Genomic DNA, 24,824 nt, shown 5'->3' with positions numbered 1-24,824 from the left:
ATGAAGAAAATTCTATGTGTAACTTATGGTGGAGGACATGTTCAAATAGCAGTAAAGGTTATTAAGGAACTAATGAATAGAAATATAGATGTCCAAGTATTGGCACTAACAACTAGCGTATTTACATTAAGAGATAATAATATCACATATAAAGGAGTAAAGGATTATATAGATATATTTAAAGATAAAGATGAGATTTTAGAAATTGGGTCTAGGTTAATAGATAATAGCTATAATGAAAAATCCGGACTGGATAAAGAAGAATTAATTGCATATATTGGTATGAACATATATGATCTTAAACTTCAAAATAAAACACTAGAAATTGCAGAGGAAATGTTTGAAAAAGGTGGAAGGCAGATTTTTTTTCCATATCATACAATAAAACAAATTGTTAAACAAGAGCAACCTGATGTAGTATTTTTGACATGTGGTCAAAGAACTGAAAAGGCTGCTGGAATAGTAGCTGATGAGCTAAACATTCCTGTTGTAAGGGTTATTGATTTATTGGGAGAAGATGATATAATACCTTACAGAGCTAAAGTTGCGGTTATGAATGAAATGGTTAAAAGGAATATACTCAATAATAATAAACACTTGCATGAAGAGGATATTATAGTTACTGGTCAACCTAATATCGAAATAGTGCCTGATAACAGTAATTTGAGATTATTTAATCAAAGATATAAAATAAAGAAACATAAAAATATTATTTCTATGTTTTCACAATTAAATATAGACGGTAGAGATATAGTAATAAAAGAAATGATAAGACATGCAAAATCAAATAATGATAATTTGTATTTTTATAAACTTCATCCTAGTGAAAGTACTGATTATTATTTAGACTATATTAAAGATTTACCAAAGAATTTTATTTTTGATAAGAATATAGATCTAGCTGCAGTACTATATTTCTCAGATATTGCTATGACTTTTTTTTCAACAGTAGGTTTACAAGTAGTAGCAATGGATAAACCTTTAATAACGATTAACTTAACTAATAGGGAATATGGATTAGATTATTCAAAATATAATTGCTCAGTTGAAATTAATCATATAAAAAATCTAGAATACACAATCAAAAAATTATTAGATAAGAATAGTGAACTAAGCAATAGGTTAAAAAAAGGAAGAAAGTGTATGGTTATACCAAAAAATTCAGTAGAAAATATAGCAGATTTGATATCTAATATTTAATTTGGAAGAATAATGATTGGAGTGATTTAATGAAAAATATATTAGTAACAGGAGCAGATGGATTTATAGGAAGCCACTTAACAGAAGAGTTAATAAGAGAAGGACATAAAGTTAGAGCCTTTGCATACTATAACTCCTTTAACTCATGGGGATGGCTTGATACGCTACCTAAAGAGATATTAAATGAAATAGATGTATTTACAGGGGACATTAGAGATCCAAATGGAGTTAAGGAATCTATGAAAGGAATAGACGAAGTCTATCATTTAGCAGCTTTAATTGCAATACCATTTAGCTATCATTCACCAGACTCCTATGTAGACACAAACATAAAAGGTACACTAAATGTACTCCAAGCTGCAAGGGATTTAGAGACTAGTAGAATATTAGTTACTTCAACATCAGAAGTATATGGCACAGCACAGTATGTCCCTATAGATGAAAACCACCCATTTCAAGGACAATCTCCTTATTCAGCAACAAAAATCGGTGCTGACAGAATAGCTGAGTCCTTTTATAGAAGCTTTGATATGCCTATTACAATAGTTAGACCGTTTAATACTTATGGTCCAAGGCAATCGGCTAGGGCGGTTATACCTACAATAATCACGCAGTTATTGGCAGGGAAGGAAGAATTAAAATTAGGGTCATTAACTCCTACAAGGGATTTTAATTATGTTAAAGATACAGTACAAGGTTTTATTGAAATAGCTAGGTCTAAGAATACAATAGGGGAAGAAATAAATATAGCTACACAAGAAGAAATATCAATAGGTCAACTTGCACAAGAGATGATTAATCAAATTAACCCTAATGCAAGAATAATATGTGAAGAAGAGAGATTGAGACCTGAGAAATCAGAGGTGAATAGATTACTTGGCTCCAATGAAAAAATTAAAAGATTAACAAGCTGGGAACCAAAGTATAGTTTAGAGCAAGGATTGATAGAAACAATAGAATGGATAAAAAGCAATTTAGATAAATACAAAATTGATATTTATAACCTATAGGAGTAAATGGTATGAAAATAGAACTAAATAATCAGGAACTAATTAATCATGTCAATAGACAAATTACAAATATATTGGGAGGAAATGATGATATTTCACCTTATTTAGATGAAGCGTTGGTAAGGGTTAAGAAATGTTTTGATATAACAAAGAATAAGTATTATCATGATGGAATGCAATCATACTTTTCCCACTATCATTCGGGACAATACGCAATATTCTTGTATTATTTATCGAATACAATATACCATAGGGGAGATAATTCCATATTAGCAAATAAGATTTATTATTTAAACAAAATCTTACACTCTATAGATTGGTATTATGAAATTGAATTACCAGAATACTTCGGAGTAGAGCATCCTTTAGGGAGTGTATTAGGGAGAGCTAAGTACAGTAATGGTTTCTTTTTATACCAGGGTTGCACTGTAGGGGGAAATAAAGGAAAGTATCCTGTGATAGGTAAAAATGTAATTTTGTATTCCAATGTGACTATCCTAGGAGACACAAACATTGGAAATAATGTTCTAATATCAACAGGTACTACCATTAAAGATGAAATTATTCCTAGTAATTGCATTGTTTTTGGAAAATCACCAAATATAATAATAAAACCAAAAAATCGAGACTATGTTGATGAAATTATTAGTGGGTTTTGGAGAATAAAAGGAGGTGAAGTTTAGTATGTCTCAAAGGTTTATTCCTCTTTCCGTACCAAATTTAAAAGGCAAGGAACTAGAATATGTAACCAAAGCTGTAGATACTGAATGGGTGTCTACTGGTGGTGGGTATATAAATGAATTTGAAAATGATATATCGGAGTATATAGGAGTTGACCAGGCTGTTGCTTGTCAATCAGGTACAGCAGGACTACACCTTGCACTAAAACTTTCTGGTGTTGGATATGGCGATGAAGTGATAGTACCTACTCTTACATTTATTGCAGCAGTTAATCCAGTCAGGTACCTTGGAGCAGAGCCAATATTTATGGATTGTGATGATACCTTAAATATGGATTTAGATAAGCTTGAAGAATTTTGTGCAAAAGAATGTAATTTAGTAAATGATAAACTAATTAACAAGAAAACAGGAAAAATTATTAAATCCTTAGTTATAGTCCACATATTTGGGAACATGGTAAATATGGAAAGAGTCATGGAGATAGCTGAAAAATACAAGTTAAAGGTAGTTGAAGATGCAACTGAAGCTCTAGGGACATACTCTACAGAAGGTAAGTACAAAGGTAAGTTTGCAGGAACCATAGGTGATTTTGGAGTATATTCATTCAATGGAAATAAGATAATAACTACTGGTGGTGGCGGTATGCTTGTAGCTAATGATAATATATTAGCTGATAAAGCAAAATACTTATCTACTCAATCAAAAGACGATGAATTATATTATATTCATGATGAAATAGGATACAACTACAGAATGACAAATTTACAAGCAGCTTTAGGAGTTGCACAGCTAGAGCAGTTAGAAGATTTTATTGAAGTAAAGATAAAAAACTATAATTTATACAAACAAGAAATTAATAAAATTGAAGGGTTATCAATTGTCGGATTTAATAAAAATACAAGATCAAATCATTGGTTTTATTCGCTATTAATAGACAAAGAAAAATATGGATTTAGTAGGGACGAATTACTAAATATATTAAGTGAGAGAAAGATTCAAACAAGACCAATATGGGGATTAATTCATGAGCAGAAACCCTATATAAACAACCAATCATATAAAATAGAAAAATCAAAATGTTATATAGAAAGAATACTAAATCTTCCATGTAGTACAAATCTTACTGAGGAAGATGTAAGGTTTGTATGCAAGACACTGAAAGAATTAAAAGGATAAGGTGATCCCTTTGAATGTACAAGATTTATTCATAAATGAAAACTTGCCGATTAAAGATGCATTAAAAAAACTGGATGAGACAGCAAAGAAGATATTGTTAGTAGTTGAAAATAATAAACTTATAGGCGTGCTTACTGATGGCGATATTAGAAGATGGATATTAAAAAATGGGAATCTAAATGAGCCTGTTAGTTTGATTATGATAAAAACACCAAAATATATATTTGAAGAAGATATGATAAATGCAAAGGAAGTTCTAAAAGAATATAGCATAGAAGCTGTACCAGTTTTAAATAAAGAAAGAGAAGTAATAGATATAATCTTTTGGAATGATAAAATTAATAAGAAATCCAAATTTAATAAGATGAATAATCAAGTGGTAATAATGGCAGGAGGAAAAGGAACTAGGCTTGATCCTTATACGAAAGTACTACCCAAACCCCTTATACCAATAGGAGATATTCCAATAGTAGAAAGAATTATAAATAGATTTAATGAATATGGTTGTAATGATTTTTTCATGGCAGTAAATTATAAGAAAAACATGATAAAGGCATACTTTAATGAGATAGAAAAGATGTATTCTATAGAGTATATTGAAGAAGATAAACCATTAGGTACAGCAGGAAGTTTATATTTATTAAGAGATAAAATAAAAGATACTTTTTTCCTTAGTAACTGTGATATCTTAATTGAAGGAAACTATTCTGATATGCTGAAGTATCATAAAGAACATAAAGCAAAAATAACTTTAATTACTTCGCTTAAACATTATACAATCCCCTATGGAGTCATTCAAATAAATGGTGATAGTGATGTTAAGAAAATGATAGAAAAGCCAGAGTATGACTTCTTAGTAAATACTGGAATGTATATATTAGAACCAGAAGTACTAAACGATATACCAGAGAATACATTCTACCATATTACAGATATAATCAACGAGTATATAGACAAAGGTGAAAAGATAGGAATATACCCGGTTAGTGAGGGTTCATGGCTAGATATGGGGCAGTTAAAAGAAATGGATATAATGATTGAAAGGTTAGGTCTATAGCCATGGAAGATATTATCTTAATAGGTGGCGGTGGCCATTGTAAGAGTATTATAGACACCATAAAAGATTTAAATAAATTTAATATTATAGGAATTCTCGATGTAAGTAAAAAAGTAGGAACTTATATTAATGGGATAAAGATAATCGGAACTGATGAAATGCTTGGGAAATATTTTGATGAAGGAATTAGAGCTGCTCATATTACTTTAGGCAGTATAGGAGATCCAAAGCATAGAAAAAGATTATGGAAATATGCCTCGCACATTGGATTTAAGTTTCCACAAATAGTAGATAAAAATGCAATTTTAGGAAGTAATGTAGATATTGGAGAAGGCGTATTTATAGGCAAAGGGTGTATAATCAACATTGACTCTCAAATAGGGAATCATTCAATAATAAACTCAGGTGTTATAATTGAACATGACTGCCGTATAGGTAGTTTTTGTCATATAGCTCCAGGGGCAGCTTTGAGTGGTGGAGTTATAATTGGTGATAATACACACATAGGAACCAATGCAACAGTAATTCAAAATGTTAATATCGGAATGAATACTTTAATTGGAGCTGGTAGCGTTGTTGTAAATAATATAGGCCCTAATATGAAGGCTTACGGGAATCCTTGCAAGGAGGTTATCTAATGGACAGGGTATTTATTATAGCAGAAGCAGGGGTAAATCACAATGGAAGTATAGAACTTGCAAAGAAACTAATAGATAAAGCTAGTGAAGCAGGAGCAGATGCTGTTAAATTTCAAAGTTTTAAGGCTGAAAAATTAGTCACTAAAGATGCAAGAAAAGCTGAATATCAAGAAGAGACTACTGGTAACAAAGAGAATCAATTTATGATGATAAAAAAACTTGAATTAGATTATGAGAAGCATCAAGAATTAATGAACCATTGTAAAAAAATGAATATTATGTTTTTATCATCCCCATTTGATTTAGAAAGTATAGATTTATTAGACAAACTAGGATTAGAAATATTTAAAATTCCATCAGGTGAGATAATCAATTTACCATATTTAAGGAAGATAGGAGAACTTAAAAAAAAGGTAATATTATCAACAGGAATGGCAACACTTGGAGAAATTGAATCAGCCTTAGAGATACTAAAAGATAGTGGGACAAATGATATTATTATTCTGCATTGCAATACTGAGTATCCAACACCAATGGAAGATGTAAACTTAAAAGCCATGAATACCATAAGAGATGCCTTTAAAGTAAGTGTAGGATATTCAGACCACACTCTAGGAATAGAAGTTCCAATAGCAGCAGTTGCTTTAGGTGCCACAGTGATTGAAAAACATTTTACTTTAGATAAAAATATGGAAGGACCAGATCATAGAGCAAGTCTTGAACCAGATGAGTTAAAGACTATGGTAGATTTTATTAGAAATATTGAAAAGGCTTTAGGTGCTGGAATAAAGAAACCTTCTAATTCTGAAAAGAAAAACAAAGATATTGCAAGAAAGAGTATAGTTGCCCAAAGAAAAATAAAAAAAGGTGAAACTTTTTCTGAAAACAACCTAGCTATTAAAAGACCAGGTGATGGAATATCACCTATGAAATGGGACGAAATAATAGGTAAGATATCCAATAGAGACTATAGAGAAGACGAGTTGATAGAGATATGAAAAAAGTATGTTTAATCACAGGAACAAGGGCAGAATATGGACTACTCAGACCTCTCATAAAAAGGATAAAAGAGGATGACGAGTTGCAACTTCAAATCATAGCAACAGGAATGCATTTATCTCCAGAATTTGGATTAACCTATAAAGAAATAGAAGAAGATGGATTTATGATTGATGAAAAAGTAGAGATTTTACTTAGTTCAGATACATCAGTAGGTATATCAAAATCAATGGGACTTGCAATGATTGGGTTCGCAGATGCCTTTCAAAGACTAAAACCTGATATGGTAGTAGTATTAGGGGATAGATATGAGATGTTATCAGTAGCTAGTGTTGCAATGATATCTAGGATTCCAATAGCTCATATTCATGGTGGAGAAACTGGAGCTGGTACAGTTGATAACATGGTTAGACATGCTATTACTAAAATGAGTTTCTTACACTTTACTTCTACAGAAACATATAGAAGAAGAGTAATACAATTAGGAGAATATCCTAGTAATGTCTATAATGTAGGATCCTTAGGGATAGAAAATATAAAAGAGCTTAGATTATTATCTAAAGATGAGTTAGAAGATAATCTAAATTTTCATATCAACGATAAGACAATATTATTTACATTTCACCCACTATCATTAGAGTCTCATTTTGCGCAAGAACATTTTAGTGAAATATTAAAAGCTTTTGATAGGATAGAAGACCTAAGGATAATATTTACTAAATGCAATTCAGATACTGGTGGTAGGATTATTAATGAAATGATTGATGAATATGTTTCTAATAATTCTCAAAGATCAATTTCTTTTTTTTCACTAGGCGTAGTTAGATATTTAAGTGCTGTAAAATATGTAAAAGCAGTTGTAGGGAATTCATCTAGTGGAATTATTGAAGTACCAAGCTTAAAAACATATACATTAAATATTGGAAAACGACAAGATGGAAGAATACAAAGTGGCTCTATAATTAATTGTAATCCTACAGAAGAAGATATATTTAACAAACTTACTGATATTATGGAAAGACCAAGGATAATAGGAATAAACAATCCTTATGAAAAAGAAAATACATCAATGAATATTTTTAACATAATAAAACAAAGAGTGCTTGAGGATAGCTTTTCTGAAAAAGATTTCTATGATCTTGAGTGTTAGGAGGAGATAGCCGTGTTAAACTTTAGGAAGTATGTTAAAGGTGATGAAGAATCTATACTCCATCTTTTTGAGAGATCTTTCGATAGAAAAATGTCCTATGATTATTGGAAGTGGAGATATATGGATAATCCAAATATATATGAAAATTTAATCAACCTTGCCTTAGAAGACAATATTGTTGGACATTATGCAGTATCACCTGTTCCATTATTTATTAATGCAATAAAGTATAATTCAGCTTTATCTATGACAACGATGATAGATCCAGAATATAGAGGAAGAGGTTTATTTACTAACTTAGCAAAAGATTTAATTAATTGTACTCAGGAACTAGATTTAATTTTTGGAGTTCCAAATGAAAACTCAGTTAAGGGTTTTGTTGAAAAATTGGATTTTAAGTTAATTAAAGAAATACCTATGCTAGAATCTAAAAGTTTAAGTAGGGAGTATTACTTTAATAGTTGCTGTGTATATATTGAAAAGTTTGATGAAAGATTTAATGATCTTTTTACAAGATGTATAGATAAATATAAAATTATAACTACAAGAAAATCTGAACATTTAAATTGGAGGTTTATTGATAACCCAGTGAATGAATATAAAACTCTTGCTTACATCGATGATAATAAAGTATTGGGATATGTTGTAATTAAGAATTATATCAGCAATGCAATAACTAATGGAGACATAGTTGATATTTTAGCAATTAATGATATGGTTATGAGGGAACTACTTAATGCATCATTTTATTTATTTAAAGATGAAGGAGTTTCTTCTATAAATACTTGGTTTCATGATAAAGAACTATTGAAAATATTTGAAGAATTTGGTTTTTTTCCTAATGGACAGTATTTTCATTTTATAGTAAGGAGAATTTCAGATTTGTTAGAAGAAATGGTATTTGATTTTGATAATTGGTATATTACAATGAGTGATATAGATTTATTTTAGAGGTGAAATATGGAAAAATATCTTATAGTTGCAACTCATCCAGATGATGAAACTTTAGGTGCTGGAGGACTTATGCTTAGAAAAAAAGCAGAAGGAAATGAAGTTTATATTCTAAACATAACCCATATGGATATATCTTACGGTTATGGTGAAGATGAAATTCGTAAGCGTGAACTTGAAATAGAAAGGATGATAAAATCATTCAATTTAAATGGATATTATAATTTGAAATTAAGACCTGCTGGTCTAGATTCATACCCAGAAGGAAAAATCATCAAGGAAATCAGCAAGGTGTTTCATGAAGTCAAACCCAATGTCCTTGTACTACCATATCATAGTGATGTTCATTCAGACCATAGAATAATATTTGATTTGTGTTATTCTTGCACTAAAAGTTTTAGATATCCATTCATTAAAAAAATATTAATGATGGAAACACCATCTGAGACAGAATTTGCTTTTTTTGAGTCAACTTTTAAACCAAATTATTTTGTTGATATTTCTAATTATATTGATAAAAAGATAGAAATTGCTAAAATATTTAAAAGCGAAATATCGGAGCATCCATTTCCAAGAAGTGAAAGAAATATTAGGGCATATGGTACAATTAGGGGGGCATCTATAGGTGTTGATAGTGCAGAGGCATTTGTTTTGGTTAAAGGAATAGAGTAAATTTGTTATACTTTTAATAAGAATGAGGTGTAATCTTTGAAAATATTAGTTGTTGGATTAGGATCAATGGGTAAGAGAAGGATTAATTTATTGACAAAGAACTTTTCAGATGATTGTAGCATTGTAGGGGTAGATAGTAGAGAAGATAGACGAATAGAAGTAGAAAAAACATATAATATAAAGACATATTTAAGTCTTGATGAAGCTATTAGTATTGAGAAACCAAACTGCGCATTAATATGTACATCTCCAATTACACATTCTGACATAATAATTAGATGTCTTGAAGATAATCTTAATGTGTTTACAGAAATCAATCTTTTAACTGATAGGTATCAAGAGATAATAGACTTAGCAAATAAAAATAATCTAAAACTATTTCTTTCTTCGACATTTATGTATAGAAAAGAGATACAATATATTCAAAATGAAATTAGTAGCTCCAATGATAAATATCATTATAGGTATCATGTGGGGCAATATTTACCTGATTGGCACCCATGGGAAAACTATAAGGATTTTTTTGTAGGGGATAAAAGAACTAACGGATGTCGTGAACTGTTAGCTATTGAATTACCTTGGATTATTAATACCTTTGGAAAAATAATTAAATTTAATGTAATTAGAGACAATATTAGTTCGTTACAGTTAGATTATCCTGATAGTTACATAATTTCATGTGAACATGAAAATGGCCATAAAGGAGTTCTCTCAGTTGATGTGGTATCTAGAAGAGCTACCAGAAATTTAGAAATTTACTCTGAGAATAATCATATATTCTGGGAAGGCAACCCTGAGAGTTTGAAAAGATATAGTGTTGAAGATAAGAAGATAGTAGATATTGATACATATTCTAAATATATAAGGGATATGAGGTATGCTGATAGTATAATAGAGGATGCTTATTTAGATGAGTTGATAATTTTTATTGATATGGTCAAAGATAAAGACCCATATGTCAGATATACTTTTGAGGATGATATGTATACTCTAAATTTAATTGATAAAATAGAAGGTGTTTAATAATGAAGGTTTGTTTTTTTGGCCTTGGATCAATAGGAAAGAGACATCTAAAAAACTTCATAGAAATTTCTAATGAAATTGGAATTGATGTTGAGATTTATGCCTTTAGAACTAGCAATAGCTTTATTGATGATTATTTAAAATCAAATATTATTTCAATTATTACTGATGAGGAAAAAATACCAAATGATTTTGATATTACTTTTATAACTAATCCTACATCTTTGCATTATCAGACCATAAAGTTAATGGAAGAAAAAACAAAGCATATGTTTATAGAGAAACCAATATTTGATGAAAAGGAATATGAAGTAGATAATTTAAAACTAAAATCAAACGGAGTATATTATGTAGCAAGGCCACTAGTTCATTCTAATGTGATTACTGAACTAAAGAAAATAATAGAGAATGAGAAGATATATAGTGTTCGATCAATATGCTCAAGTTATTTGCCAAACTGGCGTCCGAATATAGATTATAGGAATGTATATAGTGCAAAGAAAGACCTAGGTGGTGGTGTTTCCATAGATCTAATACATGAGTGGGATTACCTTACTTATCTCTTTGGATTTCCGATAGAAGTATTTAATTTTCAAGGAAGATTTTCACACTTAGAAATTGACAGTGAAGATTTATCTATTTATATAGCAAAATATAAGGATAAATTAATTGAATTACATCTAGATTATTTTGGAAGAGAAACACGAAGAAGTATAGAAATATTAACTAAAAATGGGGATATAATAGGTGATTTTACTAATAAAAAAATAAATTTTTCAGATGGGAGACAAACAATAGAATTTGGTAATGAAGATATGTATGTAAATGAAATGAGATACTTTATTAACAAAGTACTATATGAAGAAAATGGTGAGAACAATATTAACAGAGCATATCATGTATTAAGACTTGCGACTGGGAGGGTATAGGATGAATATATTGATAACTATATGTGGAAGAGCTGGATCAAAAGGGGTTAAGAATAAAAATATCAGAGAATTTTTAGGAACTTCATTGATTAACTATACTATTGCTTCAGCAACTCTATTTAAAGAAAAGAAAGCAAACTGTAAAGTAGATATATGTGTAAATAGTGATAGTGATGAATTGCTTTCCATTGCCACTGAAACAAAAGGAATCATTGGAATAAAAAGACCACTTGAATTGGCTCAGGATAATTCACCTAAGATACCTGTTATATTATATTCATTAAAATATATGGAGGAGTTAAATAGTATTAAATATGATTATGTAATAGATTTAGATATTACATCTCCACTAAGAAAAGTAGAAGACATTGAAAATGCTTTATCAAGGTGTAGTGAATCTATTGATTTAGATGTTGTTTTTTCCGTTGTACATTCTAGAAGAAATCCATATTTTAATATGGTAGAAGTTGTAGATAATAAGGTCAAAAAGATAATAAATAGTGATTTTGTTGCAAGGCAGCAAGCTCCATCGGTATATGATATGAATGCATCAATATATTGTTTTAAAAGAGATAGTTTATATGCTGTTTTTAAGACTTCTCCATTTGACGGAATTGTTGATATTATATTGATGAGGGATACAGCAGTATTAGATATAGATTCTGAAGAAGATTTTGAACTTATGGAGTTACTAGCACCCTATTTTTTAAAAAATGAGTTTAGTAGTCTTAGTAATTTCATAAATGAGAGATTTAAGTAAATATTAAAAGAGATATTGTTGCATATAAGATAGTCTATTCAATTATGAAATATAATATATGATATTACTTGTTTTTCAATGGAGGACAAATATGACTAATAAATCAAATAAAGCAGCTAAATCGATACTAATAATGATAATATTTACCCTAGGAAGTAAACTCCTAGGGTTTCTTAGAGAAGTTCTAATTGCATCCAAGTTTGGTTCTGGTATGGAAACTGATACCTTTTTTGTTGCACTAACAGCAACTAGTTTAGTAACTGGATTTCTTAGCAGTTCAATTAGTACGACCTTTATTCCTATTCTTTCGGAGATAGAATCTAAAGAAGGGAAAAAAGGTAAAATTGAACATACAAATAATATGATTAATGTAATATTTGTTATTTCGGCTATATTGGTAATGTTGGGATGGTTAGGTTCACCTATTATAGTGAAATTGCTAGCTAAAGGCTTTGAAGGAGAGCAATTTGATTTAGCTGTTCAGTTAACTAGAATAGGACTTCCCATGATTTTGTTTAGTGGAATTATTGGTGTAATGTCTGGATTTCTGCAATCTGAAGAAAAATTTACTTCTACCTCAGCAATTGGATTTCCATTTAATTTTGTGTATATTTTTTTCCTACTATTCTTATCAAGTACATTTGGAATAAAGGGACTAATGGTAGCAGGAGTAATAGCTGTAGCATCTCAATTTCTAATACAAATACCTGAAGCACGAAGTTCTGGATATAAATATAATTTTAAATTTGACTTAAAGGATAAGCATATAACTAAGGTTGTTTTACTCAGCTTACCAGTACTAGTAGGTGTAGCTATAAATGATTTAAATGCCATTATAGATAGAACATTAGCTTCTGACTTAGTGTCTGGAAGTATATCAGCTTTAAATTATGCAAATAGATTAAATAACCTTATATTAGGAGTATTTATAACTGCCATTACTACTGTAATTTTTCCTATGCTTGCAAAGGAGTCAAATAGTGATAATTATGATTCTATGAAGAAGATAATGGGATATGGTATCAATATTATTTTACTCATCACAATACCAGCTACTGTTGGACTTATAGTATTAGCTACTCCTATTGTAGAGATTGCATTCCAAAGGGGTGCATTTGATGCCATGGCAACTTTCATGACATCACAGGCACTAATATTCTACTCTACAGGGCTTGTAGCTATGGCACTTCGCCTATTGCTTACTAGAGTATACTATTCTCTACAAGATACCAAGACCCCAATGATTAATGGAGCCTTATCTGTAGGGTTAAATATAGTACTAAATCTTATATTAGTTAAGTTCATGGCTCATTCAGGACTAGCATTAGCCACAAGTATAGCTACTAGCATTGCAACTATAATAATGATATATGGATTAAGAAAAAAGATTGGACCTATGGGTATCAAGTCATATATAGTATGCGGATTAAAATCAGGACTAGCATCAGGTGTGATGGGCTTAGTTGCATATATGATTTATCATGGGATGTATGGGGCGTTGGGCAGTGGGACTCTATATAATTTGATGTCACTATTAGTAGCTGTAGGTGTTGGAGTTGTGGTATATTTGGTGCTTTGTTATTTATTTAAGGTTGAGGAAATTAGGATGGTTGTAAAGAAGATAAAAGACAAATCCAAGAGATAATGCCTATGGCCTTATCTCTTTTCCATATAGCAATATTTGTCCAACTTTGTTATAATGAGTTATACATATTTATAATCAATTCAAAGGAGAATTGTCATGAAGCGAAGACAAGCTATAGTTTTATTATTTCTAGATACCATACTTATTAATTTATCATACATATTAGCCTTATTTATTCGGTTTGAAGGGGATATAACTAAAAATCAATTTTTATCATATTTTACAATGTATAAGGAGCATTTCATTTACATTACTATAATTAAACTAATTGTATTCTTATACTTCAAGCTATATAAATCTGCTTGGAAATATGCTAGTATTCAGGAATTAATGAATGTTGTGGCAGCTAGTATAATATCTAATGCTGCTATATTGAGCTATATGTTTATTATGCAGTCCAATTTGCCGAGAAGTATTTATGTATTAGCTACTTTACTTGATATGGTACTTATTGGAGGTATTAGGTTTAGCTTTAGAGCTATGAGTACTGTTAGTGGAGATTTTTTTAAGAATGGCAATCAAAAGAAGATAATGATAATTGGTGCTGGAGATGCAGGGGCTATGGTGATTCGTGAATATAAGAATCATACCCAGCTAAATAGCAGACCTGTAGTTATTATTGATGATAGTGAAAAGAAGCAAGGACAAATGATAAATGGGGTACCTGTAGTTGGTAGAAGGTCAGATATTCCAGTCATAGTAGATAAATATAAAATTGATGAAATTATAATTGCTATGCCATCAGCATCTAAGAAAGAGATAAGGGAAATTGTTGAGATATCAAAGACTACAAAATGCAAGCTCAAGATTGTACCGGGAATGTTTGAGTTAATAGATGGCAAGGTTAGTATCAAGAATATTAGAGAAGTAGATATTGAAGACCTATTAGGTAGGGAAGAGATAAAGACCAATTTAAAAGAAATTAGTTCATATTTAACTAACAAGACTGTATTAGTTACTGGTGGTGGAGGATCTATTGGTTCTGAGCTTTGTAGACAGATTGCAAAATTTAGTCCAAAGAAATTAATCATACTAGACATATATGAGAATAGTGCATATGATATACAAAATGAACTACTGAGAAAGCATAAGGATTTAAACCTAAAGACTTTTATTGCTTCTATTAGAGATAAAGATAGAATTATTGAATTGATGGACAGAGAAAGACCTAATGTAATATTTCATGCTGCTGCTCATAAGCATGTGCCTTTGATGGAAGATAGCCCAAAGGAAGCAATAAAGAATAATGTATTTGGCACATTGAACTTATCCCAAGCTGCTGATAAAGCTGGAGTGGACAAGTTTGTAATGATATCTACTGACAAGGCTGTAAATCCTACGAATATTATGGGAGCTAGTAAAAGAATTTGTGAGATGATTATTCAATCTATGAATAATATTAGTGATACAGATTTTGTTGCTGTAAGATTTGGAAATGTGCTGGGTAGTAATGGTAGTGTAATACCTTTATTTAAGAAGCAAATAGCTGAAGGTGGACCTGTTACTGTAACCCACCAAGATGTAATTAGATATTTTATGACTATTCCAGAGGCTGTGCAGCTAGTCATACAGGCTGGTGCCATGGCAAATGGTGGAGAGGTATTTGTACTAGATATGGGAGAACCTGTTAGAATATTGGATTTAGCCAAGGATTTGATTAGACTATCTGGTTACGAACCAAATATAGACATGCCTATTGAAATCACAGGCCTTAGACCTGGAGAAAAACTATTTGAAGAGCTATTATTAGATGAGGAAGGTATATCTGCTACTAAGCATGATAAGATATTCATAGGGAAACCAACCTTTACAGATTACAAACTACTTCTAAGATCCTTAGAAGAGGCTAATAGAATAATAAAGACTGGAACAGATGAGGATATAAAGGAGTATGTGAAGACCATAGTACCAAATTATTGCAAAAGCGAGTACGAAACAGAATCACAGCTTTCACATTCTAGTATATAAAGAAAGTGCACCTTCTATTTTAGAATAGGAGGTGTTTATATTTAACATTGTGTGATATTATGAAATTAAGATTATGTTGTTATTGGATAAGGAGTGATCATCATAGTGGCTAAAGAAAGTAATAGGATTTTGTACATAGATATTTTGAGAGTTATTTCAGTGTTTGCAGTTGTATTACTACATATTTCTGCATCATTTGTAGTAGATATTAATGCCAATGGAATTAAGTGGTGGTGGATAGGAAATATAATAGACTCTGCTACTAGATGGAGTGTACCTGTATTAATACTAATTAGTGGGCAGCTTATGTTAGATAAGAGTAGGGAAGAAGAGATAGTCCCATTTCTAAGGAAGAGACTCACAAAAATTTTCATACCTTTAATTACTTGGAGTTTCATATATATGTTGTGGGTAAATAGGCTAAATATTCAATGGAATGCAGACTTGATTTTATCTTTTCTTAAGAATTTTTACTTGGGTAAGGTACACATTCACTTATGGTATCTATATATGATATTTGGGCTTTATTTAGTTACACCTATCTTAAGACCTTATGTAAATAATGCGAAGAAGGACAATCTGGTATACTTTATAGTGGTTTGGTTTATTTCAAATGGTATAATAGGATTTTCTCAAAAGTTCACTGAATACACTCTAGCTTTTAATTTAAGCTTTTTCCATTGGGGAATAGGTTTTTATCTATTAGGTTTTTATCTTAGTAAATATAGTCTTTCTAAAAAGCAAAGAAAGCTATTGTATTTTCTTGGTTTTCTAGGATTGATAGTAACTATCTACGGAACATATATATTAACTAAGAATAATGGGGGAATCTTTGTACCTCATTTGTATTCAAACTATGCTCCCAATGTTATGTTTACAGCCATAGCTATATTTGAATTATTTAAGAATATTAACTGGCATAGGATTATTGGAGATAATAAGATTATAAAAAGGATAATTTCAAGTATAAGCAAGACTAGCTTTGGAATATATTTAGTGCATTTACTAATACTAAACATTATCTCCTCAGGAGTTCTCGGAATAGCCATAGATGCTGCTTCCTTTAATCCTATAATAGGCATACCTTTAGTAAGTGTTATTACATTTATTTTATCACATTTTATAGTAATGATTTTGCAGAAGATACCACTGTTAAATATAATTGTACCAAAATAATAAGCATGTTATTTTGGTAATCCTAGGAGGCTTTTATCTTTATTTAAAGATTCCATTGTGATTAAGATTTCCATAGTTCAATTCATCCCTTACCATTATAACCATATCTGGCTTGTGAAGATCTATATATTCATATAAATTCATTTTTGTATAATGTCTAAGGTCTAGTATTCTAGTCTCATTGAAATGATAATATAATAATGGTTCAAGGGCATTTGTAAAGGAGTCTCCAAAGATAAGTAAATTTGGTAGTTCCTCCCTATTGGTATCAATGCTTATCTCAGCAAAATCACCATTCATATAGACCCCATAAGTAGGTCTAACACTTGGGTCTTCACTTACATAATATAGCCTATTATCTAAGCCTCCATTTACATATTTTTCATATTCTATTTCATTCTTATGATATGCTATTGTCAATTTTTCATCTATATCCTTTAGGTAATAAAGCTGTCTATTTCTACTACCCTGGATCGGATTTTCCAAAGTGACTAAATCAAATTTATCTAGAGGAATCTCTGACTCTATGTTAAGCTCAAGATCATTCTTTGTTTTTTTGATTATCTCCTCATAGGTCTTGAAGGATCCCTTGAAGCTAAAATGATGATCTGTTTTTAAATAATAATCTTCTTTATAATCATTTCTAAATATTTCATTCATATTGATATAATTGACTTCATTTTTATCCAATTCACTAAAGAGCTTAGATTCACTTTCATCTAGGTAGCTATCTTTGTTGGAGAAATAGCTAATATATCTGTCTCTAAAGAAGGATGATTGGCTTGGTAGACCAACAAATAGAAGTTCCCCTCCATTGCTTTCTACAAACTTACTTAATTCTCCTAGACTTTCTGCCATGGTAGGCAAATTATTATAATAATGAATTAAGTTTTGAGACAATGTATCTGTATAATAGGGTAATAGGGTGTCATCACTACCTAAGACTATGTCATTTATTCTGTGTTTGCCTAGGACATTCATGTTCAGTAGAGTATATGATTTGATAAATGAATCTCTGCTTATTATATGATCAGATATATAATTTTCCCATTGGTTAAAATAATCTCCATTGAAGAGATTTTCTTTACTATAAATAGGAAGAGGTGCTAAGGTCCTATTTTCTATAGTTGAGATATTTGTATCTCCTGATATTGCTGTTAGTATTGGGATTGTAAATAAAAATGCTAAGAATAGAATTATAAGTTTATATTTTCCGATTTTTTTCATTTCTTCTCCTTAAGCTTATATATTATAGTAATAATTAATTGTTGATATTTCTATACCATTCTATAAAATCTTCCATGAATATCTGAACGCCTCCGTAGTTAAGGTGGGCATCGTCTCTAAAGTTTTCATTAATAAATAGGTTTTTCTCCATATTAACCATATTATAATCTCTATAGGGAACATTTAGCTCATTGGCAAAATCAGCAATCTTATGATGTAGAGCTTTGTAGTTTTCAATATATTCCATGGATACATTAGCTATAGGAGCCGTTACAAATATTACTTCAATCCCCTCATCCTTGGAAAGCTGGACTAGTTTTTCAATGTATGATTTTTGTGTCTCGTCATATTCCCATTTAGCTCCGTCAAATCCAACGAATTGATTGGTTTCATAGAATTCAGATTCAGGTATGACTATGTCTGAATATATAAAGCCTCTAGACCTATGATAGCTTACACCAGGTGTAGCTGATTGTTCTTCCTCTATGACAGATATATTTTCTTCTGTTCTTTCTTTTAATTCCTTATTCCAATAATTAAAGACATCTTGCTGATATCTAACTGGCTTAAAAAGATATTTCACTACTTCATTTAAGGGAAAAGCACCTTTCACAAATTCCTGTTCAAATTCCTTGCTATCTATGGCCTTAATAACTGTATCAGCTTGTTTTAACTCAAACTCATCATCTATCATATCCCAATAGATTTCAAAGACTAGGGTTTTTGGTTTTTGATATTTTAGTACTTCCTTTAAAATATAGTAGCTTGAGTCCGGATGTTGTAGTGGAGAACCAAAGTTAAAGCTATTAGTTCCCAAGGCAGCATCTATTATTTCTGGATCAAAAGTACAGTAGGAGTGTGATGAGCCTATGAAGATTAAATCTAGAGTATTGGCTTCTATCTCATAGAATTCTGCCCAAGCTTTTTTATAATCCGTTACACTTTGATTTTTATTGCTAATATCCTCAAAATACTTCCCAATATAATGTAAGAGAATAGATAAAAGAATTATAAAGAGAATTAGCTTTACCCAAACAAATCTTTTTTTATTAGAATTGGAAGTATATGAATTGGTTTGCATTGAAGTATACCCCCATTGTTAGTATTATTAATAGTAATATTATATAAAATGAACCTTCTACTACAAAATTTGACTTACTTAGACTTATATATAGTGGCCTTTTTCTAGCAAGGAATTCCCCTATAAGGAGTAATGCTATAGATATTATTCCCACTAAGAATTCAAAATAATTCAAGCCCATATTATTGGCAACCCTGTATAGATAATTTATATCCTTCCACATATCTATATCAGAGAACAAGTTTCTTATTATATATATGGCATCAGAAATGGTATTTGCTCTAAAGAATATCCATGTAAAGCATACTAGAGTGAAGGTAAATATAACTTGGAATATTTTCAAAATGAAAGTTTTTTCAAGTCTTAAAGTTGATTTAGCTTTAGAACGAGTATCCCTAGTTATTTTGCCAACAATTTGATACATGCCATGTAATCCTCCCCAAATAACAAAGGTCCAGCTTGCGCCATGCCAAAGGCCACTAAGCAAAAATGTAAGCATAGTGTTAAAGTAATATCTTGGCTTGCTTACCCTGTTTCCACCTAAGGGTATATATAGATAGTCTCTAAACCAAGTGGATAGGGAAATATGCCACCTTCTCCAGAACTCTGGTATACTTTTGGAGAAATATGGTCTATCAAAGTTTTTCATTAAATCTATGCCTAATACTTTTGCTGCCCCTAGGGCTATTTCCGAGTAGCCAGAGAAATCACAATATATTTGAAAGGCAAACAATATGGTAGCAATAATATAGTATATCCCAGAGAAATCCTCTGGAGAGTTATATACTGCATTAACGGCCACAGCTAATCTATCTGCTATTACTATTTTTCTGAAAAAGCCTAATAACATAATTTTTATACCATCTAAGACCCTATCAATATCGAAGGAAACCTTTTCTTTAAGCTGAGGTAATAATCTATCTGAACGTTCAATAGGTCCTGCAACAAGCTGTGGGAAAAAGGTTACATACAAAGACAGCATAAAAAAGTTTTTTTCAGCTTCAATATCTCCCCTATATACATCTATAGTATAACTCAAGGTTTGAAAAGTATAAAAGGAAATTCCCATTGGAAGTAATATATCAAAATGTCCAAGAGGATAGCTAAAGCTAAAGTATGTAAAGATCCCTCTTAAAGATTCATTGAGGAAAGAAAAGTATTTATAAACAATTAATACTCCGAAACTAATACCCAAACTTAGAACCAACCAGAACTTTCGAAGGTCTTTGCTTTCAAGTTTATCTATCATTAAAGCTGCAATATAGTTTATTATTGTACATAGTAGTATTAATAGTATATATGCAGGCTTCCAAGCCATATAGAAATAATAGGAGCTAATTAAAAGTAAAACCCACCTATACTTGTGGGGTAGGCAATAATAAACTACAGTTACGAGAATAAAAAATGCTAGAAAATGTAGAGAGTTAAATAACATAATGGCACCTCATAGATTATTTTTCATAATAGTATTATATGGTATTTAGCATATATTATCAAGCAGAACCGGGACAGAGGGACAGGAGTACTGTCCCTTTTTGCATACCTTCCAATAGTAATTTTCCCATCCTCCTTCTATTTATTATATAAATAATAATTAGGAGGATATATTATGGTTAGAATATGTTTTGATTATGGTCATGGTGGTAGGGATCCTGGGGCTGTATATAGGGGAAGAAAAGAATCCATGGACAATTTAAGTATTGGAATGGAAATAGCTAAGAGGCTTAGGATATTTGGTCTAGAGGTAGATGAAATAAGAGGGGCCGATGTGACAGTAGGATTAGAAGAAAGATGCATCAATGCCAACAATGGAAACTATGATTATTTTATTTCCTTCCATAGAAATGCTTTTAGACCTGAAGAAGCAAATGGAGTGGAAACCTTTGTCTATACAAATCCATCTATACGAGCTAGACAATTGGCTAATGAAATACAGAAGAATTTAGAAATATGTGGATTTAGAAGTAGAGGAGTAAGGACAGCTGATTTCTATGTGCTGAAAAAAACTAAGATGCCTGCTCTACTGATTGAAATAGGATTCATAGATAATTCTGGAGACAATGCTATATTTGATTACAAGAGAAAGGAAATAGTACATCAAATATCAAAAGCAATTATATTAGGGACAAAGTAAAGGGACAGGAGTTGTGTGGGACACAACTCCTGTCCCTCTGTCCCGCTGATTGCAGAACTAGTATTAACAGGACAATCAGTAAAAGATGTAGCCAGTGAATATAGTCTAAGTGAACTTATTAATAGCTTCTTCAACTCCAAGGTTATATTCTTGTCTAGTCACATAATCTGCATAATTTTTAAGGGTTTCAGTAGCATTTCCAACGGATATACCGAGACCAGCCCATTTTATCATTTCAATATCATTATCACCATCTCCGATTGCTATGACTTCTTCTTGACTAATATTAAATTTATTTGCCAATGTTTCTAAAGCATTGGCTTTTGAAACCATAGGATGGATTATTTCTATTAAATATGGCTTAGAGCGAGTTATATGTATTTTATCTTTAAATTTAGTTAGTAACAAACTTTCTACTTCAGAAGTTTTGTGTGGTTCTGTTACTATCATCATTTTAGGACAGGGCTGTAAAGTATACTTTGATAGATCTCCTACCTCCTTGCATTTTGCAAATGCTAAATCTGGATCTATTCTAGTTTCATCTACTATCTTTTCAACGACAATAGAATCTTCTTCATAAAATTGTAAATAAAGATTATTTTCTTTGCATAATAAAATAATTTCTTTTGATATATCTAAAGGTAGATACTTAGAAAAAGCAAAGCTATTATCCTTTGGATTGCGTATTTCAGCACCATTGTATACGATTAAGGGATAATCTATGCCAAACTTGTCTGCAATTGCCTTAGCAGATGGGTACATTCTACCGGTTGATAAGGTTACTATTATACCCTTGTGTATTGCTCTTTTTATTATTTCAATAGTGCTAGTATGTACCTTAACATTTTTATCCACTAGAGTTCCATCGATATCTAGGGCTATCATTTTATACTTCAAATACAAAACCTCCATATTAATATATTAAATTCTTAACAAAAGATAAAATTAGCAAAGTAAACCATACAATCATCATTATTATATAAAATATATTAAATAAGTTTTTAGTTCTTCGCCAGTTTTTAATGACATTAAAGAATTTTTTCCAACCTTTTAAGTTAGAGTCTTCTTTATTAAAGCTAGGAAGTTCCACAAAACCTATTCCTTTTATCTCGTCATCCTTAAGTTCAAGTAATATATCTTGGACTTTTTTCATATGAGCATCAAATACATTACCCCACTTTTTTGAAAGTTGAAAGCCTAAAAATGAAAAAATAAGTAAAAAAGAAAAAATAGGCCACATGGTTTGTATATTAAAATCACTACCTATAAAAGCTAAAGTACCACCCACAATTGCCACATAAATACTAGTGAAATCTAGCCTTTCTGTTTCAACATGTCGGCCATGAGCCCAGTTTTCCTTTAATAATTCTAGCATAATACAATTCTTAGATGATTCATCCTTTGCGACCATGAAAAGACCCCCTTAATTAAGTGTTTCTACCCGTTTTATTTCTTGGCTTAGATATATTATAACATTGCTTGGAACGAAACAGTAGTTTTATAATGTAATAAAATGAGAATATGTGAAATAACTACCAGTCAAAAGTAATATTCTTAGTCAAGCTTAAGAATTTTTATGTTTCTTATCAATAATTATGTCATTTTTTGTTAGATGAAGTTATAATTATGATATGGATGAATAAGAAGTAAATTATAAAACTAAGGGATTGATAGTGATGAAAAAAACCGTATCCGATGAAATAAATAATAAGCTTAACTATGCAAAGAGTATAGTATCTGTAAATCCAGACAAGTCTATGGAAATATGTAAAGAGGCCTATGATCTAGCCAAGACAAATTCATTGATACTTGAGGAGGGCTATGCTCTCATTGGATTATCCCTTGCTAGTAGAGTAAAATCAGATAGTAGCAGTATGATTGATTATTCCTATAGAGCACTTGCAATATTTGAAGATAAAAACCATATTACTGGGCAGATAAAGGCATTAAATTTAATTGGTATTGCATATTTCTATAGCTCCATATATGAAGAATCCTTAAAGTATTTTCTCAAAGCAAGTGAGCTTCTGGAACTTGAAAGGGATGAGTATTTATTAAGTAGTGTTTTAAACAATATTGGAGAGATATATAGAGAATCAGAGATATATGACGAGGCTATTAAGTATTATGATAAAGCAGTTCATATTACAGTGAACAACTATCCTTTAAGCCATGCCGCTATATTAGGAAATATAGGTAATATACATTTTGAAAAAAATGAATTTGACATGGCTTTAGAGGTATTTATCAAAAGTCATAGTATACTTATGGATGGAGATGATATGGTAAGCTTAGGAGAAATCGAAAATAAAATAGGAAAGGTTTACTATGCAGTAGGAGACTTTGAAAAAGCTGAACAATACTATTTCAAATCCTATAAAAGGCTTGAGGATGTAAGTAATAAATATTATGTAATAGATGTATTGATAAATATAGCACAATTGTACATAGAAAGCAGATCTGAAAGGACCTTGTATTTTTATGAAAAGGTAGTTGAAGTTGCAGAGATGGTTGGGGCTAAGAAGAAACTTTGTCAAGCCTATAAGCTTATCTCTGAGTACTATGAGAATAAAGAAGATTATAAAAATGCTATTGAATTTTACAAGAAACATTCTAATGTAAACGAAGAAATCATGAGTTTAAATATTAGAACTAAGTTGGAAATATTAAATATTGAATTTAAAAATGCTCAGTCAGCAGATAAATTTGAGCAGATTAATAATAGGCTTGAAGAAGAGATAACTAGACAAAGGAAAGAGATAGAAAAGATAAAACAAGCTAATAAAGTCCTTGAAAAGAAAGCTCATGAAGACGAATTGACTGGAATATCAAATAGAAGAAGCATTAATATATATCTTAATAAAATTATAGAAGAGATATCCTCAGAGGAAGACTCTATAGTTTTATTTATGATAGATATAGATAATTTTAAAAAATATAATGATTATTGGGGACATTCTGAAGGAGATATATGTTTAAAAAAGATAGCAGAGTGTATAACAAGGATTCAGAATAGTAGAGGTGATTCTTTTGGGAGATATGGAGGAGAGGAGTTTGTATATATATCTATTGCTCTAGATTATGATGATGCCTTGGCACTAGGCAATCTTTTACGTACAGAAGTTGAAGATATGGGTCTTTACTATATGGATGGAGAAGAGAAGAAGCCTGTAACCATAAGTGTAGGGGGAGTAATGGGTATAAAATCAGATTTCAAGTCAATATCAGATATAATGGAGAATGCTGATAGGGAGCTTTATAGAGCTAAAAGGATAGGTAAGAATATGACAATACTTAAAGACATGTAACCGCAGGGAAACCACGAGAACCGTCCCTGTGGTTCAAAG

23 protein-coding genes are annotated in these 24,824 nt (G+C 30.7%); 18 read left to right on the top strand and 5 right to left on the bottom strand.

From position 1 onward, the window contains the following. The 16 genes from RIN63_RS13290 (at position 1) to RIN63_RS13215 (ending at position 17,035) form a co-directional block, all read left to right on the top strand. On the top strand, positions 1 to 1,200 hold the full coding sequence (locus tag RIN63_RS13290; RefSeq protein WP_310445226.1) for a hypothetical protein: 1,200 nt from the start codon (positions 1 to 3) through the stop codon (positions 1,198 to 1,200). Between the two features lie 29 nt (positions 1,201 to 1,229). Beyond that, positions 1,230 to 2,210 (top strand): NAD-dependent 4,6-dehydratase LegB, encoded by a 981-nt coding sequence (locus RIN63_RS13285; protein ID WP_310445225.1) that lies wholly within the window; start codon positions 1,230 to 1,232, stop codon positions 2,208 to 2,210. An 11-nt stretch (positions 2,211 to 2,221) separates the two neighbouring features. Beyond that, positions 2,222 to 2,893 (top strand): hypothetical protein, encoded by a 672-nt coding sequence (locus RIN63_RS13280; protein ID WP_310445224.1) that lies wholly within the window; start codon positions 2,222 to 2,224, stop codon positions 2,891 to 2,893. 1 nt (position 2,894) lies between these two features. After that, positions 2,895 to 4,067 carry a LegC family aminotransferase gene (locus tag RIN63_RS13275; protein WP_310445223.1) on the top strand — a complete coding sequence of 391 codons (1,173 nt, stop codon included), beginning with the start codon at positions 2,895 to 2,897 and terminating at the stop codon, positions 4,065 to 4,067. 10 nt (positions 4,068 to 4,077) lie between these two features. Further along, on the top strand, positions 4,078 to 5,124 hold the full coding sequence (locus RIN63_RS13270) for a nucleotidyltransferase family protein (RefSeq protein ID WP_310445222.1): 1,047 nt from the start codon (positions 4,078 to 4,080) through the stop codon (positions 5,122 to 5,124). 2 nt (positions 5,125 to 5,126) lie between these two features. After that, positions 5,127 to 5,762, top strand: coding sequence for an acetyltransferase (locus RIN63_RS13265; protein ID WP_310445221.1), 636 nt, complete (start codon positions 5,127 to 5,129; stop codon positions 5,760 to 5,762). Further along, on the top strand, positions 5,762 to 6,760 hold the full coding sequence (gene neuB / locus RIN63_RS13260; RefSeq protein ID WP_310445220.1) for an N-acetylneuraminate synthase: 999 nt from the start codon (positions 5,762 to 5,764) through the stop codon (positions 6,758 to 6,760). The genes RIN63_RS13265 and neuB overlap by 1 nt, the downstream gene beginning before the upstream one ends. After that, positions 6,757 to 7,911, top strand: coding sequence for a UDP-N-acetylglucosamine 2-epimerase (gene neuC / locus RIN63_RS13255; RefSeq protein ID WP_310445219.1), 1,155 nt, complete (start codon positions 6,757 to 6,759; stop codon positions 7,909 to 7,911). Before neuB ends, neuC begins: the two co-directional genes overlap by 4 nt. Positions 7,912 to 7,923: 12 nt before the next feature. Further along, positions 7,924 to 8,862 (top strand): GNAT family N-acetyltransferase, encoded by a 939-nt coding sequence (locus tag RIN63_RS13250; protein WP_310445218.1) that lies wholly within the window; start codon positions 7,924 to 7,926, stop codon positions 8,860 to 8,862. 9 nt (positions 8,863 to 8,871) lie between these two features. After that, positions 8,872 to 9,534: a PIG-L family deacetylase gene (locus tag RIN63_RS13245; RefSeq protein WP_310445217.1), complete on the top strand. Its 663-nt coding sequence runs from the start codon at positions 8,872 to 8,874 to the stop codon at positions 9,532 to 9,534. A gap of 36 nt (positions 9,535 to 9,570) precedes the next feature. After that, the gene (locus RIN63_RS13240; RefSeq protein ID WP_310445216.1) at positions 9,571 to 10,557 is read left to right on the top strand and encodes a Gfo/Idh/MocA family oxidoreductase; all 987 of its coding nucleotides are present in this window, start codon (positions 9,571 to 9,573) and stop codon (positions 10,555 to 10,557) included. A 2-nt stretch (positions 10,558 to 10,559) separates the two neighbouring features. After that, complete coding sequence (locus RIN63_RS13235) at positions 10,560 to 11,486, top strand: Gfo/Idh/MocA family oxidoreductase (protein ID WP_310445215.1); 927 nt, start codon at positions 10,560 to 10,562, stop codon at positions 11,484 to 11,486. A 1-nt stretch (position 11,487) separates the two neighbouring features. Beyond that, entirely contained in the window at positions 11,488 to 12,246 is a 759-nt protein-coding gene (locus RIN63_RS13230; protein WP_310445214.1) for an acylneuraminate cytidylyltransferase family protein, read from the top strand. 91 nt (positions 12,247 to 12,337) lie between these two features. Beyond that, a complete protein-coding gene (gene murJ / locus RIN63_RS13225; RefSeq protein WP_310445213.1) occupies positions 12,338 to 13,891 on the top strand; it encodes a murein biosynthesis integral membrane protein MurJ in 1,554 nt (517 codons plus the stop codon). A 96-nt stretch (positions 13,892 to 13,987) separates the two neighbouring features. Next, complete coding sequence (locus RIN63_RS13220; RefSeq protein ID WP_310445212.1) at positions 13,988 to 15,859, top strand: nucleoside-diphosphate sugar epimerase/dehydratase; 1,872 nt, start codon at positions 13,988 to 13,990, stop codon at positions 15,857 to 15,859. A gap of 105 nt (positions 15,860 to 15,964) precedes the next feature. After that, a complete protein-coding gene (locus tag RIN63_RS13215) occupies positions 15,965 to 17,035 on the top strand; it encodes an acyltransferase family protein (protein WP_310445211.1) in 1,071 nt (356 codons plus the stop codon). A 39-nt stretch (positions 17,036 to 17,074) separates the two neighbouring features. On the opposite strand, the gene RIN63_RS13210 is transcribed toward RIN63_RS13215, so the two are convergent. From RIN63_RS13210 to RIN63_RS13200, 3 genes are read right to left on the bottom strand one after another with little or no spacing between them, the layout of a single operon-like run. Next, on the bottom strand, positions 17,075 to 18,262 hold the full coding sequence (locus tag RIN63_RS13210; RefSeq protein WP_310445210.1) for a DHHW family protein: 1,188 nt from the start codon (positions 18,260 to 18,262) through the stop codon (positions 17,075 to 17,077). A 34-nt stretch (positions 18,263 to 18,296) separates the two neighbouring features. Then, positions 18,297 to 19,343 (bottom strand): DUF1574 family protein, encoded by a 1,047-nt coding sequence (locus tag RIN63_RS13205; RefSeq protein ID WP_310445209.1) that lies wholly within the window; start codon positions 19,341 to 19,343, stop codon positions 18,297 to 18,299. Next, positions 19,312 to 20,661: an MBOAT family O-acyltransferase gene (locus tag RIN63_RS13200; RefSeq protein ID WP_310445208.1), complete on the bottom strand. Its 1,350-nt coding sequence runs from the start codon at positions 20,659 to 20,661 to the stop codon at positions 19,312 to 19,314. The genes RIN63_RS13205 and RIN63_RS13200 overlap by 32 nt, the downstream gene beginning before the upstream one ends. Before the next feature lie 291 nt (positions 20,662 to 20,952). On the opposite strand from RIN63_RS13200, the gene RIN63_RS13195 reads away from it, so the two are divergent. Further along, a complete protein-coding gene (locus tag RIN63_RS13195) occupies positions 20,953 to 21,477 on the top strand; it encodes an N-acetylmuramoyl-L-alanine amidase (RefSeq protein WP_310445207.1) in 525 nt (174 codons plus the stop codon). A gap of 105 nt (positions 21,478 to 21,582) precedes the next feature. On the opposite strand, the gene RIN63_RS13190 is transcribed toward RIN63_RS13195, so the two are convergent. Both RIN63_RS13190 and RIN63_RS13185 read right to left on the bottom strand, forming a co-directional pair. Beyond that, entirely contained in the window at positions 21,583 to 22,374 is a 792-nt protein-coding gene (locus RIN63_RS13190; RefSeq protein WP_310445206.1) for a Cof-type HAD-IIB family hydrolase, read from the bottom strand. A 16-nt stretch (positions 22,375 to 22,390) separates the two neighbouring features. Further along, positions 22,391 to 22,888 carry a hypothetical protein gene (locus RIN63_RS13185; RefSeq protein WP_310445205.1) on the bottom strand — a complete coding sequence of 166 codons (498 nt, stop codon included), beginning with the start codon at positions 22,886 to 22,888 and terminating at the stop codon, positions 22,391 to 22,393. Between the two features lie 265 nt (positions 22,889 to 23,153). Between RIN63_RS13185 and RIN63_RS13180 the strand changes: the two genes are divergently transcribed. After that, positions 23,154 to 24,785, top strand: a complete 1,632-nt coding sequence (locus RIN63_RS13180; protein ID WP_310445204.1) for a diguanylate cyclase — start codon at positions 23,154 to 23,156, stop codon at positions 24,783 to 24,785. Positions 24,786 to 24,824 lie beyond the last annotated feature (39 nt).

Origin of the sequence: Tissierella sp., from assembly GCF_031460495.1 — a bacterium.
Taxonomy (GTDB): Bacteria; Bacillota; Clostridia; order Tissierellales; family Tissierellaceae; genus JAVKTS01.
Note: the sequence above shows the minus strand (reverse complement) of the source record. Positions and strands in the feature narration are given on the sequence as shown.

Excerpts from the sequence above, each read along its gene's own strand:
- RIN63_RS13290 (WP_310445226.1), top strand. The coding sequence starts at position 1 with ATGAAGAAAATTCTATGTGTAACTTATGGTGGAGGACATGTTCAAATA.
- RIN63_RS13285 (WP_310445225.1), top strand. The coding sequence starts at position 1,230 with ATGAAAAATATATTAGTAACAGGAGCAGATGGATTTATAGGAAGCCAC.
- RIN63_RS13280 (WP_310445224.1), top strand. The coding sequence starts at position 2,222 with ATGAAAATAGAACTAAATAATCAGGAACTAATTAATCATGTCAATAGA.
- RIN63_RS13275 (WP_310445223.1), top strand. The coding sequence starts at position 2,895 with ATGTCTCAAAGGTTTATTCCTCTTTCCGTACCAAATTTAAAAGGCAAG.
- RIN63_RS13265 (WP_310445221.1), top strand. The coding sequence starts at position 5,127 with ATGGAAGATATTATCTTAATAGGTGGCGGTGGCCATTGTAAGAGTATT.
- neuB (WP_310445220.1), top strand. The coding sequence starts at position 5,762 with ATGGACAGGGTATTTATTATAGCAGAAGCAGGGGTAAATCACAATGGA.
- neuC (WP_310445219.1), top strand. The coding sequence starts at position 6,757 with ATGAAAAAAGTATGTTTAATCACAGGAACAAGGGCAGAATATGGACTA.
- RIN63_RS13245 (WP_310445217.1), top strand. The coding sequence starts at position 8,872 with ATGGAAAAATATCTTATAGTTGCAACTCATCCAGATGATGAAACTTTA.
- RIN63_RS13235 (WP_310445215.1), top strand. The coding sequence starts at position 10,560 with ATGAAGGTTTGTTTTTTTGGCCTTGGATCAATAGGAAAGAGACATCTA.
- RIN63_RS13230 (WP_310445214.1), top strand. The coding sequence starts at position 11,488 with ATGAATATATTGATAACTATATGTGGAAGAGCTGGATCAAAAGGGGTT.
- murJ (WP_310445213.1), top strand. The coding sequence starts at position 12,338 with ATGACTAATAAATCAAATAAAGCAGCTAAATCGATACTAATAATGATA.
- RIN63_RS13220 (WP_310445212.1), top strand. The coding sequence starts at position 13,988 with ATGAAGCGAAGACAAGCTATAGTTTTATTATTTCTAGATACCATACTT.
- RIN63_RS13210 (WP_310445210.1), bottom strand. The coding sequence starts at position 18,262 with ATGAAAAAAATCGGAAAATATAAACTTATAATTCTATTCTTAGCATTT.
- RIN63_RS13205 (WP_310445209.1), bottom strand. The coding sequence starts at position 19,343 with ATGCAAACCAATTCATATACTTCCAATTCTAATAAAAAAAGATTTGTT.
- RIN63_RS13200 (WP_310445208.1), bottom strand. The coding sequence starts at position 20,661 with ATGGCTTGGAAGCCTGCATATATACTATTAATACTACTATGTACAATA.
- RIN63_RS13195 (WP_310445207.1), top strand. The coding sequence starts at position 20,953 with ATGGTTAGAATATGTTTTGATTATGGTCATGGTGGTAGGGATCCTGGG.
- RIN63_RS13185 (WP_310445205.1), bottom strand. The coding sequence starts at position 22,888 with ATGGTCGCAAAGGATGAATCATCTAAGAATTGTATTATGCTAGAATTA.
- RIN63_RS13180 (WP_310445204.1), top strand. The coding sequence starts at position 23,154 with ATGAAAAAAACCGTATCCGATGAAATAAATAATAAGCTTAACTATGCA.